At 56.7% G+C, this 15,486-nt stretch carries 10 protein-coding genes and 3 pseudogenes; 1 reads left to right on the top strand and 12 read right to left on the bottom strand.

Annotated elements, in window-relative coordinates:
• Positions 1-102 precede the first annotated feature (102 nt).
• From B4967_RS00095 to yrfG, 8 genes and pseudogenes are all read right to left on the bottom strand, one after another.
• On the bottom strand, positions 103-603 hold the full coding sequence (locus tag B4967_RS00095; RefSeq protein WP_083022896.1) for a disulfide bond formation protein B: 501 nt from the start codon (positions 601-603) through the stop codon (positions 103-105).
• Positions 600-2,240 (bottom strand): glutamate--cysteine ligase, encoded by a 1,641-nt coding sequence (gene gshA / locus B4967_RS00090; RefSeq protein ID WP_083022893.1) that lies wholly within the window; start codon positions 2,238-2,240, stop codon positions 600-602. Before gshA ends, B4967_RS00095 begins: the two co-directional genes overlap by 4 nt.
• A 143-nt stretch (positions 2,241-2,383) precedes the next feature.
• On the bottom strand, positions 2,384-4,738 hold the full coding sequence (locus B4967_RS00085) for a Tex family protein (protein WP_083022892.1): 2,355 nt from the start codon (positions 4,736-4,738) through the stop codon (positions 2,384-2,386).
• 88 nt (positions 4,739-4,826) lie between these two features.
• Positions 4,827-5,324, bottom strand: a complete 498-nt coding sequence (gene msrB / locus B4967_RS00080) for a peptide-methionine (R)-S-oxide reductase MsrB (protein WP_083022890.1) — start codon at positions 5,322-5,324, stop codon at positions 4,827-4,829.
• Positions 5,325-5,461: 137 nt separating this feature from the next.
• A pseudogene (locus tag B4967_RS00075) lies at positions 5,462-7,017 on the bottom strand (phosphoenolpyruvate carboxykinase).
• A 310-nt stretch (positions 7,018-7,327) separates the two neighbouring features.
• Positions 7,328-8,203 (bottom strand): Hsp33 family molecular chaperone HslO, encoded by an 876-nt coding sequence (gene hslO / locus B4967_RS00070; protein WP_083022888.1) that lies wholly within the window; start codon positions 8,201-8,203, stop codon positions 7,328-7,330.
• A gap of 66 nt (positions 8,204-8,269) precedes the next feature.
• Positions 8,270-8,659 carry an RNA-binding S4 domain-containing protein gene (locus B4967_RS00065; protein WP_083022886.1) on the bottom strand — a complete coding sequence of 130 codons (390 nt, stop codon included), beginning with the start codon at positions 8,657-8,659 and terminating at the stop codon, positions 8,270-8,272.
• Between the two features lie 39 nt (positions 8,660-8,698).
• Positions 8,699-9,377, bottom strand: a pseudogene (gene yrfG, locus B4967_RS00060) (GMP/IMP nucleotidase).
• A gap of 70 nt (positions 9,378-9,447) precedes the next feature.
• Between yrfG and nudE the strand changes: the two are divergent.
• Positions 9,448-10,062 carry an ADP compounds hydrolase NudE gene (gene nudE / locus B4967_RS00055; protein ID WP_083022885.1) on the top strand — a complete coding sequence of 205 codons (615 nt, stop codon included), beginning with the start codon at positions 9,448-9,450 and terminating at the stop codon, positions 10,060-10,062.
• Between the two features lie 61 nt (positions 10,063-10,123).
• On the opposite strand, the gene B4967_RS00050 is transcribed toward nudE, so the two are convergent.
• The 4 genes and pseudogenes from B4967_RS00050 to B4967_RS18420 form a co-directional block, all read right to left on the bottom strand.
• Complete coding sequence (locus tag B4967_RS00050) at positions 10,124-11,179, bottom strand: oxidoreductase (RefSeq protein ID WP_083022883.1); 1,056 nt, start codon at positions 11,177-11,179, stop codon at positions 10,124-10,126.
• A gap of 76 nt (positions 11,180-11,255) precedes the next feature.
• A pseudogene (gene ilvD / locus B4967_RS00045) lies at positions 11,256-13,101 on the bottom strand (dihydroxy-acid dehydratase).
• Between the two features lie 249 nt (positions 13,102-13,350).
• Positions 13,351-15,126, bottom strand: a complete 1,776-nt coding sequence (locus tag B4967_RS00040; protein WP_243470227.1) for a methyl-accepting chemotaxis protein — start codon at positions 15,124-15,126, stop codon at positions 13,351-13,353.
• Complete coding sequence (locus tag B4967_RS18420; RefSeq protein ID WP_243470226.1) at positions 15,098-15,439, bottom strand: PAS domain-containing protein; 342 nt, start codon at positions 15,437-15,439, stop codon at positions 15,098-15,100. Before B4967_RS18420 ends, B4967_RS00040 begins: the two co-directional genes overlap by 29 nt.
• Between the last annotated feature and the right edge of the window lie 47 nt (positions 15,440-15,486).

The raw sequence follows: 15,486 nt of genomic DNA, 5'->3' as shown, positions 1-15,486 counted from the left end.
CAATCCTGGCGGGAATGATTTCCTTGCTACCGGAGAGTACGTCTTCGATAGTCAACGCTTGCGTTAGACAGCCGTCGATAGATCGGCTGCCTAACGACTAGGCTAGCGCTTGATGGCTAGCCACAGCATACGCAGCGGCGCCAGGGCCAGCACCAAAAAACCGATCAGCGTCCAGGCAGGCAGTGACAGCCCCAACAACATGAAGTCGATCTCAGCGCACTCCCCAGAGCCGGTAAGCACCATGGCGACGACTTCCTGCATAGGCAGGATATCCATCATGTAATCCAGCCCTGGGCCACAGCTAGGCACCTCATCTGCTGGTAAGCCCTGCAGCCATACATGACCCCCGGCGATAAAGGCACCGGCGCCCACGGCAGCTAACCCTAACAGGCCATAAAGGCCTCTACCCACGCCCCCTTTAGGGTTGTGAATGGCTGCCACAGCTAGCACTAGCCCGGCGGCGATAACCGCTACTCGCTGAAAAATACATAGCGGGCAGGGCTCTAAGCCCACAATGTGCTCAAGGCTCAGCGCTACGGCCATCATCAGTACGCAAAACGCGACACCGGCGAGTGCCGTCGGACGAATGGCTGATAATGTCATTGCGCATCCTCGGGTGGCAGTGCAGAAAGCACCCGAGACTCTCGCGCTTTGGTGAAATAACTCTCTAGGAACTCGCTAAAGCTCTCTTGGTCGGCCTCCTCAATATCCCGCTGCTGCTGGTGAGAGGTGTCGATCAGTTGAGCGAGTAGCGCTTCGCGGGAACGCAGCATCGGCGTGGCTTTCAGCTTATCGGCTTGGGCCTGCGCCATGCTCAGTAGCGGGTCGCTTAGTGATCCATTGCCCTCTTGCAAGCGCGCCAGCATTTGCGCCGAGGGGGTCAACGAAGGATCTTTCAAGCGTGGTGCAAGGGCTTCAAGCGCTGCTGCATGGGGCTCCCCCTCCTCGACAGCATCCAGCAAGCGTGCCACCTCAGCCATTTCAGCAAAAATTTGCTCGCCCCAAGCAGGCAGCGTGACCGATTCCCCATTGCGAGTTAGGCGCAGTTCCGGGTCGCGGCCGCGCTCTACGACCAGCCGCCGGTTATCGTCTAGGCGGTCACACTCTTCATCGGAAATCCAGGGGCTGTCGCTGAGTAGGCACCACATCAGGAAGGTATCGACAAAGCGCATCTGGGATTCCGTGACGCCCAACGGATCGAACGGATTGAGATCCAGGCAGCGCACTTCGATGTATTCGACGCCCCGGGCCTCCAACGCCTGGCTTGGCGTTTCGTTGTGCTTGGCTACGCGCTTGGGCCGAATATCGCTGTAGTACTCGTTTTCGATCTGCAGGATATTGGCGTTAAGCTGCTGCCACTCGTCGCCGTTTCTCACGCCCAGCGCTTCGTAGTCCGGCCAGGGGGTGGAAATGGCATGGCGCTGCTGGTTGACGTAGTTCGACAGCGAATTGAAGCAAATTTTAAGCTGCGACTGCACTTTGTTCTGATAGCCAAGATCCGACATACGCAGTGTAGTGGCATAAGGCGCGTAATAGGTATCGTCGCTGAGCGGCTGCAGCTTATCCGGCACTTGGCCATTCGGCAGGAAGCTTTTGTCTATCGCAGGAGACGCGCCAAACAAGTAGAGCAGCAACCAACTATGGCGGCGGAAGTGGCGCATCATCCCGAAGTAGCGGGTCGAGCGGTAATCGTTAAACGGGATGTTGGTGGCTTTTTCCATTTCCCGCAGCGCGTGCCACATATCGTCCGGCAGCGACACGTTGTAATGCACGCCCGCGATGGCCTGCATAATACGGCCATAGCGTACGTCTAAGCCCTTACGGTAGACATGCTTCATGGTGCCGACGTTAGAGCTGCCGTAATCCGCAATGGGCACACTATCGTTACCTGAAAGCCGCGAGGGCATGCTGCCCGGCCAGATCCACTCGTTTTCCAAGTGGTGATAGGTAAAGGTGTGCAGATCAGATAAAAACGCCAGCGCCTCTTTGGGCTCGGAGTACACCGGAGTGATGTACTCAAGCAGCGCCTCAGAGTAATCGGTGGTGATGTGCGGATGAGTCAGTTTTGACCCCAGCGCCTGCGGATGAGCCGTTTGGGCAATATGGCCGTTGGCATCAACACGCAGACCCTCTGTCTCCAACCCGCGACGCAAGCGCCCTAAGCGCCCAAGTCGCGCGCTTGGCAGCAGCCGCTCTACCTGGGCGGTGAGCGAAGATGGCACAGTGAGAGGTTCAGACAAGGTGAACACTCCTTGTTAGTAAGGCCTGCATTAAGCAGGCCTTGTTGAAGTCAGCTGGCATCGCCATAACCATTACCCTGCTTTCTAATCGAGAATTAGACAGCAGGATATGGCGGCAATGGTTAAATATTCAAGACGCGCGACTATTTGCCCCGCTTGGCTTTCATTAAGGCAGCCCCAAGCGCACCCATCGCAGCAGGGGGTTCGCTCTGCTGATTGCCCTGGCGCTGCCCGCCTTGGCGCTGGCTGCGAGCGGGTTTGCGCGGCGCTGCCGAGGCAGTGCTGCCTGGTGCTTCGGGCTGTTCCGGCTCGTCATCCAAACGCATGGATAGCCCTACCCGTTTACGCGGAATATCCACGCTCATCACTTTCACCGTGACAATATCACCCGCCTTCACGACGCTACGTGGGTCATCGATAAAGCGGTCGGAAAGCGCCGAGATATGCACCAAACCATCTTGGTGAACGCCGATATCCACAAATGCCCCGAAATGGGTCACGTTGGTAACGGTGCCTTCCAACACCATGCCGAGCTTGAGGTCTTTGAGTGTTTCGACGCCCTCGCGGAATTCAGCGGCCTTAAATTCTGGGCGCGGGTCGCGTCCGGGCTTATCCAGCTCTTTGAGGATGTCGCTGACCGTCGGCACACCAAAACGCTCGTCGGCGAAATCGGCGGGCTTGAGCGCCTTCAGGGTGGCGCTGTCGCCAATCAGGCCTTTCACATCACGGCTATTCTGCTTGGCGATGCGCTCCACCAGCGTATACGCCTCTGGGTGAACGGCGCTGGCATCCAGCGGATTTTCGGCATTGCTAATACGCAAAAAGCCTGCGCACTGCTCGAAGGTTTTCGGGCCAAGGCGGCTCACTTTAAGCAGCTCTTTACGGCTCTTGAATGCCCCCTGCAGGTTGCGCTGAGCGACGATATTTTCGGCAATAGCGGCGCTTAGGCCTGCCACCCGAGAAAGCAGCGCGCTGGACGCGGTGTTGAGGTCCACGCCCACGGCGTTAACACAATCCTCGATCACGGCTTCCAGGCTGCGAGAGAGCTGCACTTGGGAAACATCGTGCTGGTACTGGCCCACGCCGATGGATTTCGGTTCGATCTTCACCAGCTCGGCCAAGGGGTCTTGCAAGCGGCGGGCGATAGAGACAGCGCCGCGAATCGTCACGTCCAGATCCGGCAGCTCGCGGGAGGCATACTCTGAGGCCGAGTAAACAGAAGCGCCCGCTTCAGAGACCATCACTTTGCTGGCACGGTGCTCTGGTGCCAGCGCTTTAATCAACTCCCCTGCCAGCTTGTCGGTTTCGCGACTGGCGGTGCCGTTACCTACAGCAATCAGCTCCCCGCCGTGCTGTTTTACTAGCTTGGCCAGCACGTTGAGGGATTCATCCCCGCGGGTTTGCGGCGCATGGGGGTAAATCGTTGCTTGGTCAATAAACTGACCGGTGGCGTCGATCACCGCTACTTTACAGCCAGTACGCAGGCCTGGGTCTAGCGCCAGCGTTACTTTCTGCCCGGCAGGCGCTGCCAGTAACAAGTCTTTCAGGTTAGCGGCAAATACGTCGATGGCGGTCTGCTCAGCATGTTCACGCAAGCGGCCCAGCAGCTCGGTTTCCAGCGCGGTGTAAAGCTTCACACGCCAGGTCCAGCGAACTACTTCGCTTAACCATTGATCCGCCGCGCGCCCCTCATCGCTAATGCCCACTTGCTTAGCCATCGCCACTTGAGCGGGGTGAATGGGTGCGTCGTCTTCGCCCGGCAAGCGGATCGCTAGGCTCAAGACGCCTTCATTGCGGCCACGGAACATGGCCAGCGCCCGGTGCGACGGCACTTTCGCCAGCTTTTCATCGTGCTCGAAGTAGTCGGAGAACTTCGCGCCCTCCTGCTGTTTGCCATCCAGCACGCGCGCACTGAGCTCGCCCTCTTGCCATAGACGCTCCCGCAGTTGACCGATCAGCTCGGGGTCTTCTGCAAAGCGCTCCATCAGAATCTGCTTGGCGCCATCCAGCGCCGCCTTGGCATCTTCAATGGCGGGGATATCCCCTTCGGCTTCGCGCAGGTATTGGGCGGCTTCACTTTCGGGGTCAAGCATTGGGTTCGCTAACAGCGCATCCGCCAGCGGCTCTAACCCGGCTTCACGGGCAATTTGGGCTTTGGTACGGCGCTTTTTCTTAAAGGGGAGGTATAAATCTTCCAAACGCTGCTTGGTGTCTGCGGCTTGAATGGTCGCTTTGAGTGCGGGGTCCAGCTTGCCCTGCTCATCGATGGCGGCCAGTACCGCTTCACGACGCTCTTCAAGCTCGCGCAGGTAGCGCAGGCGTTCGTCCAACTGGCGAAGCTGCGTATCATCCAGCGCGCCAGTGACTTCTTTACGGTAACGGGCAATAAAAGGAACGGTAGCGCCACCATCCAGAAGCTCTACCGTTGCGGCGACCTGTTCAGGCCGGACGCTTAGCTCTTCGGCCAAGCGTGCAGTAATGCGTTGTTTGACATCCATAACGTGCAACTAACTCATGCAGCATTCGAGGTGCCGACAAGGTACCACAAACCACCTAGACTGGCATGGATTGCCCTTCGCCCCACCGTTAGGCGGGCACAAAGCGCAGCGCAACGCCGTTATTGCACCAACGCAGGCCGGTAGGTTCTGGGCCATCTTCAAATACGTGGCCCTGGTGGCCGCCACAGCGGGCGCAGTGGTATTCGGTGCGGGGCCAAACCAGCTTGAAATCCAGTTTGGTCAGTAAGTGACCCTCTACATGTTCGAAGAAGCTCGGCCAGCCAGTGCCAGAATCGTACTTCATGGCGCTGGTGAACAGCAGCAAATCGCAGCCTGCACAGTGGTATGCGCCTTCATCGTACTGCTTATCCAACGGGCTTGAGAATGCTGCCTCTGTACCCTCTTCGCGCAGCACATTAAAGGCATCATCAGAAAGGCGCTCGCGCCATTCATCTTCGCTCAGCTCCAGTTTTTCTAAATCTGGGGCAGCCTCAAGATCAAGGCGCGGAAAGCCAAACGAGACACCCGGCAAAACACCCGCTAAGCCGGTTAACCCTGCTAAGCCTAAAAAGTGACGACGTTTCATTGGCGTAACTCCCATCGACAACGGTTGGATAGTAAAGAGAAACAAGCAGATATGAAAAAGGGACAGTGCCGTGGCGCTGTCCCTTTCTGACTACTTAGTTGTCCGTACGTTCGACAACTTACACTTGGGTGTAAAAATTATGTCAACTGCGGGCCTGCTTTGATGATGGCTTCGTTAACGCCTTCAAACTTCTTGAAATTATCAACGAACTTGGTGGCCAACTCTTGCAGGTGGCGGTCATAAGCGTCGCGGTCTGCCCAGGTCTCGCGAGGGTCGAGCAGGCTGGAATCAACACCCGGTACGGCTACCGGCACCTCCAGGTTTAGGCCTTCAATGTGCTTGGTTTCTACATCGCGCAGAATGCCAGACTGAATCGCGCTGATAATGGCGCGAGTGGTCGGAATGGAGAAGCGCGAACCGCCTTCACCGTACGCACCGCCGGTCCAGCCAGTGTTGACCAAGTAAACCTGGGCGTCTTTCTTCTCAACGCGCTTGATCAGAAGGTCGGCGTATTCACGCGCCGGACGCGGGAAGAATGGAGCGCCGAAACACGTAGAGAACGTCGCCGCCAAGCCTTCGGAAGAACCCATTTCGGTGGAGCCGACTTTCGCCGTGTAGCCTGACAGGAAGTGGTAAGCCGCAGCTTCTTTAGACAGCACGGAGACCGGCGGCAGCACACCGGACATATCGCAGGTCAGGAAGACGATGGCATTAGGCTCGCCTGCTAGGTTTTCTGCGACGCGCTTTTCGACGTGCTCGAGCGGGTAGGCGGCGCGGGAGTTCTGAGTCAGGCTGTCGTCGGCGTAATCCGGCTCGCGGCGGTCGTCGAGTACGACGTTTTCCAGCACGGTGCCAAACTTGATCGCGTTCCAGATGACCGGCTCGTTCTTCTCAGAAAGGTCGATGCATTTGGCGTAGCAGCCGCCTTCCATGTTGAAGACAATGCCGTCACCCCAGGCGTGTTCGTCATCACCGATTAAGTAGCGTGCTTGGTCAGCGGAAAGCGTGGTTTTACCGGTGCCAGAGAGGCCGAAGAAGAGGCAAGTTTCGCCGTCTTCACCCACGTTGGCCGAGCAGTGCATCGGCAGCACGTCGGAAGCGGGCAGCAGGAAGTTCTGCACAGAGAACATGGCTTTCTTCATTTCGCCTGCGTAGCGCATGCCAGCGATCAGCACTTTACGCTCGGCGAATTGATGATTACACAACCATCGGAATTGGTGCCGTCGCGGTTCGGGTCACACTCAAAGCCTGCGGCGTTAAGAATGGTCCACTCCTCTTTCGCCGCTTGGTTGTAGGCCAAAGGGCGAACAAACATGGTGCGACCAAACAGGTTCTGCCAAGCGGTTTCAGTAGTCACGCGTACCGGTAGGTAGTGAGTGGCGTCGCTGCCCACGTGCAGCTCAGAAATGAAGTGCTCGCCGTTACCCAGGTGATCTTCAACCCGCGCCCAAAGAGCTGAGAATTTTTCAGCGTCGAAGGGGCGGTTAACGCTGCCCCAATCAATGCTGTCACGGGTGGAAGGCTCATCGACAATATAACGATCTTTCGGTGAACGCCCAGTGCGCAGGCCAGTGTTTACCACCAGGGCACCGTTTGCTGACAGGCGGCCTTCACCACGGGCCACGGCGCGCTCGATCAGTTCGGCGCTGCTGAGATTAACGTGGGCTTGGGGAGCGGCTTGAGTCGTGGTCATGTCGATTCCTGGGTCTCTAATTTTCCGGGCGTCGCCGACGCCTTGAGAAATCATCCTAGCCCCTGTTATAGCGGTTACAGCAGGCTAGGTGCGCTGAAGTTTGGCGCATTATGGCAAAAAGAAAGCCCCCAGGAAACGGGGGCTTTTACCAAATATCTTGTAGTTAAACTACTACAATAGCACTACATTTTGTGTTGCGGCGCAGTATATTTTTCAAACATCTGTTTGGCTTTTCGGCTTAAAGCACGGTGTGCTCTAGGGTAGCAGCAAAAGACCTGAACAGAGCTGGCCCTATGCGCCGACTACACAATTAGTGAATCACCGGCGGTGGCGCGCCAGGGTCCTCCAACAAAATTTCAATATCCGCTGCGGTGTAGTGATATTTCCCGTGCCAAAAGTGGCATTGGGTGTCAATCGCGCCCTGTTCGCGCAAAATATCCCGAAGCTCATCCTTGCCAAGTGTGTAGAGCGCATGACTCATGCGCTCCCGCGAGCAGGTGCATCTAAAGCGCAGCGCTTTGGGGTCGAAGACCCGCACGGTCTCTTCATGATAGAGGCGATACAGCACTTCTCGCTGCTCTAAGCCCAGCAGCTCTTCTTGCTTGATAGTATCGGCTAGGTGAACGCTGCGCTCCCAGGCGTCTACATCCTGGTTTTGCGACGCATCCGGTAAGCGCTGGAGAAGTAGCCCTCCTGCCCGTTCGCCGTCAGCAGCTAGCCAAAGCCGCGTGGGCAGCTGCTCCGACTGGCCGAAGTAGGCTTCCAGACAGCCGCCCAGAGTATCGTGATCCAGCCCGACAATGCCCTGATAGCGATGCCCCTCTTTAGGGTCTAGGGTAATCACGATTTGGCCGTCCCCTACCAGCTCGCGGAAGCTAGCGTGTTCGCTGGGCAGTGCGGCGTCTTCGGCAATACGTGCAATTGCCCGCAGCTCGCCGCCGGGGTTGGACTCTGCCATTAACAAGGCGAGCACTCCCTGGCCGCGCACTTCGATACTGAGCGTACCATCCAGCTTAACGGTATCGGTCAATAGGGCGACCGCCGCTAGCAACTCACCCAGCAGTTGGTTAACTGCGGGTGGGTAGGCGTGGCGGTGGAGCACTTCGTGGTAAGCCGTGCTGAGCGTAACGATCTCGCCACGCACGTTAGTTTGGTCAAACAAAAAGCGTTGAATTTGATCAGACATAAAAAGACCATGGGAGGAGAAGTAGGAGGAGAAGGAATAGGAGAGCACAGCAGGGTAAGCGGCTGCTTACTCCCCTTGCTGGCGCTGGAAGCGCTGGATAGCGCGCCGCTGTTTGTTATCAGGGCGTTTAAGCGGGTGCTGCATGGCTTCGTTGGTTAAGCGGCGCGCTTCGGCCTCTTTGGCACGACGTTTAGCGCTATCTTCGGTTTCCGCATAGAGCTTACGCGCTTCCGGTGCGCCTCGACGCTGGTCGGATAGCGCGGTCACTTCCACCTCGAAGATATCCCAGCCTTGCGGCACACGGATCAGCGCACCCAGCTCAACGTTCTTACTGGTTTTTACACGAGCTCCGTCGTAATGGACTTTGCCGCCTTCAATGGCTTTTTTGGCCAGAGCACGGGTTTTAAAAAACCGCGCTGCCCATAACCACTTATCCAAACGAACGCTGTCACTCATTCACGCCCTCCTAATGTATGTGAGGCCAGGTTTATGAACTCAGATGTGTGAGCGTTGCCCTGGCAACTCTGCGGGTAGCAGCCGGGCAAATCGGTCAAGGGCAATAAATTCCTGTAGCTCTTTCTCTGGGCGTTGGCTGTCAGGCTGCTTAATACCTAACAGATGCTTGATGCCAAACTCGCGAGCGCTCTCTAGCACCCGGGCATTATCATCAATAAACAGGGTGCGGGCGGGATCAAATGGCTCGCGTTCTTGAAGTGCAAACCAGAAGGCTTGCTCCTCTTTCGCAGCGCCCTACGTCTTCTGATGAGATGATGGCGTCTAGGTAGTTTTCCAACCCTGTCAGCGGCAGTTTTAACGCTAGGCTGGCGCGGTCGGCGTTGGTAGCGAGCACCACGCGAGGATGCGCTTGCTTGAGCCATGTTAGAAAGTCTAAAGCATCGCTGCGTAGCCCAATCAAGTGCTGCACTTCGCGCTTGAGCGCGACGATATCCACGTTGAGCTCGCGGCTCCAGTAGGCAAGGCTGTACCAGTTCAGCGTGCCCTGCTCACCCATGATACGCGCCTTGAGGGCCTCCTGGCTGGCCTGATCAAGCTGGTGCAGCTCTACGTAGCGCCGAGGCAGGTGCTCAAGCCAAAAGTGGCTGTCGAAGTGAAGGTCCAGCAACGTGCCGTCCATGTCGAGTAGGACGGTATCGATCTCGCGCCAATCAATCATTGCCGCTCCAGTCTGAAAGAGTAAGCGTGCTATTGTAGCGTAACCCGTTTTTTGCAGCCACGGAGGCATGATGTCACGCGACGACACAGCAACAGGCGATACGCTTATTGGTTACCCGCGCAAGCCGCAAATCTTAGCCCGCCAGCGCGTCGCCCAAAGCCGTTTATTTCAAATTGAGTCACTGGATTTGCGCTTCTCTAATGGGGAAGAGCGACAGTTTGAGTGTTTAACCGGTGCTGATCGCGGCGCGGTGATGATTATTGCCATGCCAGACCCAGAACATGTGCTGCTCATTCGTGAGTATGCTGCGGGGTTTGAGGACTATGTACTGACATTGCCGAAAGGGTTAGTCGACCCGGGCGAAGACATCATTACCGCCGCCAACCGCGAGCTGATGGAGGCGTGCGGCTTCGGTGCACACCGCATTGAGCCGTTGGTGGAGCTGTCGCTAGCGCCCAACTATATGCGCCACCGCATGCAGGTGCTAATGGCAACGGACCTCTACCCTAAACGCTTACCGGGTGACGAGCCCGAACCGCTGATTGTAGAGACCCATGCCATCGAAGAGCTGCCTGCCCTACTCATGCGCGAAGACTTCCACGAAGCCCGCGCCATCGCTGCGCTCTATATTGCGCGAGACAAGCTGCGCGAAGAGAAGCGCCGTGGCGGGATGGATTTGCTGTAAAGCATGAGATAAATAGACAGGGTGTCCACGCGGCACCCTTAATGCTTAGAAAGCGCAGACGTTAAAGATGATGCTTCAGCGCTATCCAACGGCGCTGGCGGTGGCTGTCCAAACCTGCCTCCTGCAGTGCCATGCAACGCAGGGCATCATCAATATCCACCGGCAGCGGTGCTTTCTCGCGAATGGCAGCAGTCACGCCCTGGTAATAGGCGAGATAGTCGCCGGGCAGCGTGGGGTGGTCGTGGCGAACCAGCGGCGCGTCTTCGCCTTCTCCCTCGCGCAGGGTAAGCGTTCCAGGGCTGTCCTCTCCCCAGGAAGACGACGGCGTTTCCCCGGCTTTCAAGCGATCTTCCTGCGGATCTAAGCCGTACTTAATGTAGCTGCCTTTAGTGCCATGGATGCGGTAGCGCGGCGTGGGTTCTGCCACCAGCGTACCGGCACTCAAACTCACTCGGAAACCGTCGTATTCCAACAAGGCGAGAAAGTCGTCATCGGCTTTGGCGCCGTCACGGCGTACGCCTAGCTCTAGCAAAATGGCGTTGGGCGTGCCGAATAGCTCGCAGGCCTGATCCAGCAGGTGCGGGCCTAGGTCGTACCAAATACCGCCCCCTGGAGTGGCTTTTTCCCGCCAGCGGTCGCGCACTTCAGGACGAAAGCGATCAAAGCGCGACTCAAAGCCGGTCATGCGACCTAGCGTACCTTCCTTTAAGAGTGCTTGAATGGTCAGGAAGTCGCTATCCCAGCGGCGATTATGAAATACCGAAATCAGCCGTTCTTTATCCACCGCCAGGGCTTTTAGCTGCTTTGCTTCTGAGAGTGTGACGGTAAAGGGCTTATCCACCACTACATGCTTGCCCGCAGCGAGCGCCGCTTTGGCTAAGGGGAAGTGGGTATCGTTCGGCGTGGGAATCACAATGAGATCAAGGTCTGGGCGCTTACATAGTGCTAACGCTTGGCTCTCTATTTCCACGTTAGGCAGGTCCGCCTTCACTTTGGCCGCATCGCTTGAGGAAACGGCCACTAAATCCAGCCCTTCGGTCGCTTGAATCAAAGGGGCGTGAAACGTCTTGCTTGCAAACCCATAGCCAACAAGGCCAACGTTGATGATCGCCTTCATTACAATCCTTAGTCGATGTGACGGTTCAGGTTGGCAAAAAAACAGCCCGTACGAGACGGGCTGTTTGATGAAGAGATTAATCTAGCTTAGAGAGGTCGCGCACCGCGCCTTTATCGGCGGAGGTGGCGAGTAGCGCATAGGCTTTGAGCGCAGGGGTAACCTTGCGCGGGCGCTGTTCGACCGGTTTCCATGCATCTTTGCCTTTGGCATCCATGGCTTCACGGCGTTTAGCCAGCTCGGCGTCGCTAAGCTGCACGTTGATGGAGCGGTTGGGGATATCGATCAGGATGGTATCGCCCTGCTCTACCAAACCAATGGCGCCCCCTGCTGCCGCTTCCGGGGAAACATGCCCAATCGACAGGCCTGATGTGCCGCCGGAGAAACGACCATCGGTGAGCAGTGCACAGGCCTTACCCAACCCTTTCGATTTCAGGTAGGAGGTGGGGTAAAGCATCTCCTGCATACCAGGGCCGCCTTTGGGGCCTTCGTAGCGGATGACGACCACGTCACCCTCTTTCACTTTGCCATCTAACACGTTGGCCACCGCTTGGTCTTGAGACTCCACCACGTGGGCTTTGCCTTCAAATACCAAAATGGAGTCATCGACCCCTGCGGTTTTCACCACGCAACCATCCAGCGCGATATTGCCGTAAAGCACGGCTAGGCCGCCTTCGCGGGAGAACGCGTGCTCCAAATCGCGTATACAGCCGGTGGCGCGGTCGCCATCCAGGCTTGGCCAGCGGGCGCTTTGGGAGAAAGCGGTTTGAGTCGGTACACCGCCAGGGCCAGCCTTAAAGAACTCAACCACTTCTGAGCTAGGCGAGCGCATGATGTCCCACTCTTCCAGCGCGGCCTTTAGGCTATCGCCATAGACAGTGGGCACAGAGGTATCCAGCACGCCTGCCCGGTCCAGCTCACCCAAAGATGGCCATAATGCCGCCGGCGCGGTGTACATCTTCGATATGGTACTTCTGGGTATTGGGGGCCACTTTACACAGCTGCGGCACTTCACGAGAAAGGCGGTCGATATCCGCCATAGTGAAGTCAACTTCTGCTTCCTGAGCGGCTGCTAATAGGTGAAGAATGGTATTGGTGGAGCCGCCCATGGCAATGTCGAGCGTCATGGCGTTTTTAAACGCCGACTTGTTGCCAATCGCACGGGGCAACAGGTGGGCCTCGTCGCCTTCGTAGAACCGTTTAGCGAGTTCGACAATACGGTGACCGGCATTTTCAAACAGCCGACGACGGTCTGAGTGGGTTGCCAGCACGGTGCCGTTACCGGGTAGCGCCAGCCCCAATGCTTCCATTAAGCAGTTCATGGAGTTGGCGGTGAACATACCTGAACAGCTACCGCAGGTGGGGCAAGCACTGCGCTCTACTTCCGCCAGTGTTTCATCATCCACACTGTCATCGGCAGCCATGACCATCGCATCTACCAAGTCTAGGCCGTGGTTGAGCAGCTTGGTTTTACCGGCTTCCATCGGGCCGCCTGATACAAAGATCACCGGAATATTGAGGCGCATAGCAGCCATCAGCATTCCTGGGGTGATTTTGTCGCAGTTGGAGATGCCCACCAGCGCATCGGCGCAGTGGGCGTTACACATGTACTCGACGCTGTCGGCAATGATATCGCGGCTCGGCAGCGAGTAGAGCATGCCGTCGTGACCCATGGCGATGCCATCGTCCACGGCGATGGTGTTGAACTCTTTGGCTACGCCGCCCGCTTTTTCAATCTCACGCGCCACCAGCTGGCCCATGTCTTTTAGATGCACATGACCGGGTACAAACTGGGTGAAGGAGTTGGCGACCGCAATAATCGGCTTATGAAAGTCGTCATCTTTCATACCGGTGGCCCGCAAAAGGGAAGGGGCGCCAGCCATATTGCGGCCAGCGGTGGTGGTACGGGAGCGATACTCGGGCATGGTGTCCTCTACATCTTTATCATGGCCTGCCGCATACGTGGCAACAGGCAGTTGAATCCAGCGGCCTTAGATTGTGGCATGAGCGCACCGCCGAGACTAGATGTAGAGGGCAACCAAAGGCGGGAGGAAGCCGCCCGTCGGTTATTAGAAGGTTTCCCACTCCTCTTCAGCAACAGCGGCTGCAGGGCGCTTCAGTGCCGAACGCGGCTTTTTTGGCGGTGAAAGGGTCTTTTGTGAAAGATTTTTTTGTTAGGATTCCTGGTGTGACAGGCTCGGCATCAGTGAACTGTCCCGAGACAAACGCTGACGAGCCGTTTCACTACTCTCTTCGCCCGCCCCTTCCAAACGGAACGCAGCAATCACGTTAGCCAGGTCCAACGCTTCGTTGGTTAAGCGCTGTGCAGCACTGGAAATTGATTGAACCTTGCTAGCGTTCTGCTGTGTGCCGTGCTCCATCTCAGAGACCGCCGTATTGATCTGAGCGATACCACTACTCTGCTCGTCAGAGGCGGTGCTGATCTCTCCCATGATATCACTCACGCGCATGACCTGATTGACCACCTGATCAATAGCCTGCTCGGCCTCCTTCACAGCGTCAGCACCTCCGGCAATTTCCTGGGAGGAGGTATCGATCAAACGGCGGATCTCACCCGCCGCATCCGCACTGCGGCCAGCCAAGTTACGTACTTCATTGGCGACCACGGCAAAACCGCGGCCCTGTTCACCCGCTCGAGCAGCTTCCACCGAGGCATTCAGCGCCAGGATGTTGGTCTGGAAAGCGATGCCGTCAATCACCGTGATGATATCGTTCATCTTACTGGCACTCTCGGCAATTCGTTCCATGCGCTCCACAAGCGCCTGCATGCGTTCTCCTGTTTCGCAGCTGGTGGTCGCATTTTGCATCGCAAGCTGGTTGGCTTGGCGGGCATTTTCGGTATTTTGCTGAACCGTCGCGGTCATTTGATCCATGCTGGAGGCAGTTTGCTGCAGCGAGGAAGCCTGCTGCTCGGTGCGGGAAGCCAATTCCTCATTCTGCTGCTTAATATGCTCCGAAGCGGGGGTAACGACCTCTACCTTACTGCCTACCTCAGTAATCAGCCCTGACAAGCTGGCCCGCATCGTTTCCAGAGATGCCAACAGCTCACCCAGCTCATCATCACGCTTGAGGGTCACCCGATTGGCAAGGTTGCCCGCTGCAATTTGGAAGGTGACACGGCGGGCTTCGTTCAGCGACTTCAGCAATGATTTCAGGACGGCCACACTCAGCCAAACCATCAAGATAATGCCGAACAACAGAACGCCTAAATGCCCCCATAGTAGCCACTGCTGCTGACGCTCCGCATTGGCCATTAACGCTTGGGCGGCGGCACGTTCGTTATCCACTAGCAAATTAATGGTGGCACTAATGCTGTCTGAGGTGGGTTTCACCACATCGTTAAACGCCTCAAAGGCGGCAAACCCATTTCCATCGCGTATCGCCGTAAAGGCCGTTTCAGCACCGGTTAAAAATGTGGCCAAATGCGCCGTGAGCCCCTGCTGCACGCCGCTGGCTTCCGTATGCTCATCGGTAAAGCTTTGCCATGTTTGGTTGATATCGGCTTGGAGCGTGGTTAACTGCTCTTCAAGTAGGTCTAAATCAGCTCGGCGGGGGTTGCGCACTGCGGGCTCTAGTGCCTGCAATAGCTGGGCGGCACCTTGCTCGATTTTTTGAAGATCGGCTACCCCTTCAAGCCCGGTTTGGTTAAGGATACGCAGTCGCTCGGCTGAGCTGGTCAAGCCATAAACACCGGCTGCTCCTGCCACTGTTAGCAGCACAATCGCAGTCATCACCATGCCCATGAGCTTAGCTTGCATACTGCTAAAGCTAAAGTGTTGCACCCAACCGCGCAGCCCCGTGCGGCGTAATGCACCATAATGGCGCGCAAAGCCTCTCCCCCGCCCGTGCTGCATAGCGCCGTACCCCTTTACCGCGCGAGCAATGGCTTTTTGTGCTGCTTTACGGCGAATAGCGGTATAGCCAACCACACGTACACCATCCAGCAGCGGTCGCTACCGTGGTGTGTACCCAGTAAGTATCACCATTCTTACAGCGGTTTTTCACCACCCCTTGCCAAGTTTTTCCTTTCTCGATGGTGTCCCACATATTTTTAAACACCAGCGATGGCATTTCCGAATCGCGAAAAATGCTATGAGCCTCCCCCATTAGCTCCGCCTGGGAGTAACCACTCACTTCTATAAAGGTCTGGTTGACGTAGGTAATCTTTCCCTGACGATCAGAGCGTGAAATCAACACTTGATCGTCTGAAAGCTCAAACGTTGCTTGGCTGGATGTGCTCATTAAGAACCCCTACTTTTTAGGTTCTTCGTCACTTCACGTGGATTTGG

The sequence above is a fragment of the Vreelandella lionensis genome, assembly GCF_002087295.1.
GTDB classification, from domain to species: Bacteria; Pseudomonadota; Gammaproteobacteria; order Pseudomonadales; family Halomonadaceae; genus Vreelandella; species Vreelandella lionensis.
The sequence above is the reverse complement of the archived record's forward strand: the minus strand, read 5'-3'. Positions and strand labels throughout refer to the sequence as shown.

Bases quoted from the DNA above. Each gene is read 5' to 3' on its own strand.
- B4967_RS00095 (WP_083022896.1), bottom strand. From the start codon at position 603: ATGACATTATCAGCCATTCGTCCGACGGCACTCGCCGGTGTCGCGTTT.
- B4967_RS00085 (WP_083022892.1), bottom strand. From the start codon at position 4,738: ATGGATGTCAAACAACGCATTACTGCACGCTTGGCCGAAGAGCTAAGC.
- msrB (WP_083022890.1), bottom strand. From the start codon at position 5,324: ATGAAACGTCGTCACTTTTTAGGCTTAGCAGGGTTAACCGGCTTAGCG.
- hslO (WP_083022888.1), bottom strand. From the start codon at position 8,203: ATGTCTGATCAAATTCAACGCTTTTTGTTTGACCAAACTAACGTGCGT.
- B4967_RS00065 (WP_083022886.1), bottom strand. From the start codon at position 8,659: ATGAGTGACAGCGTTCGTTTGGATAAGTGGTTATGGGCAGCGCGGTTT.
- nudE (WP_083022885.1), top strand. From the start codon at position 9,448: ATGTCACGCGACGACACAGCAACAGGCGATACGCTTATTGGTTACCCG.
- B4967_RS00050 (WP_083022883.1), bottom strand. From the start codon at position 11,179: ATGAAGGCGATCATCAACGTTGGCCTTGTTGGCTATGGGTTTGCAAGC.
- B4967_RS18420 (WP_243470226.1), bottom strand. From the start codon at position 15,439: ATGAGCACATCCAGCCAAGCAACGTTTGAGCTTTCAGACGATCAAGTG.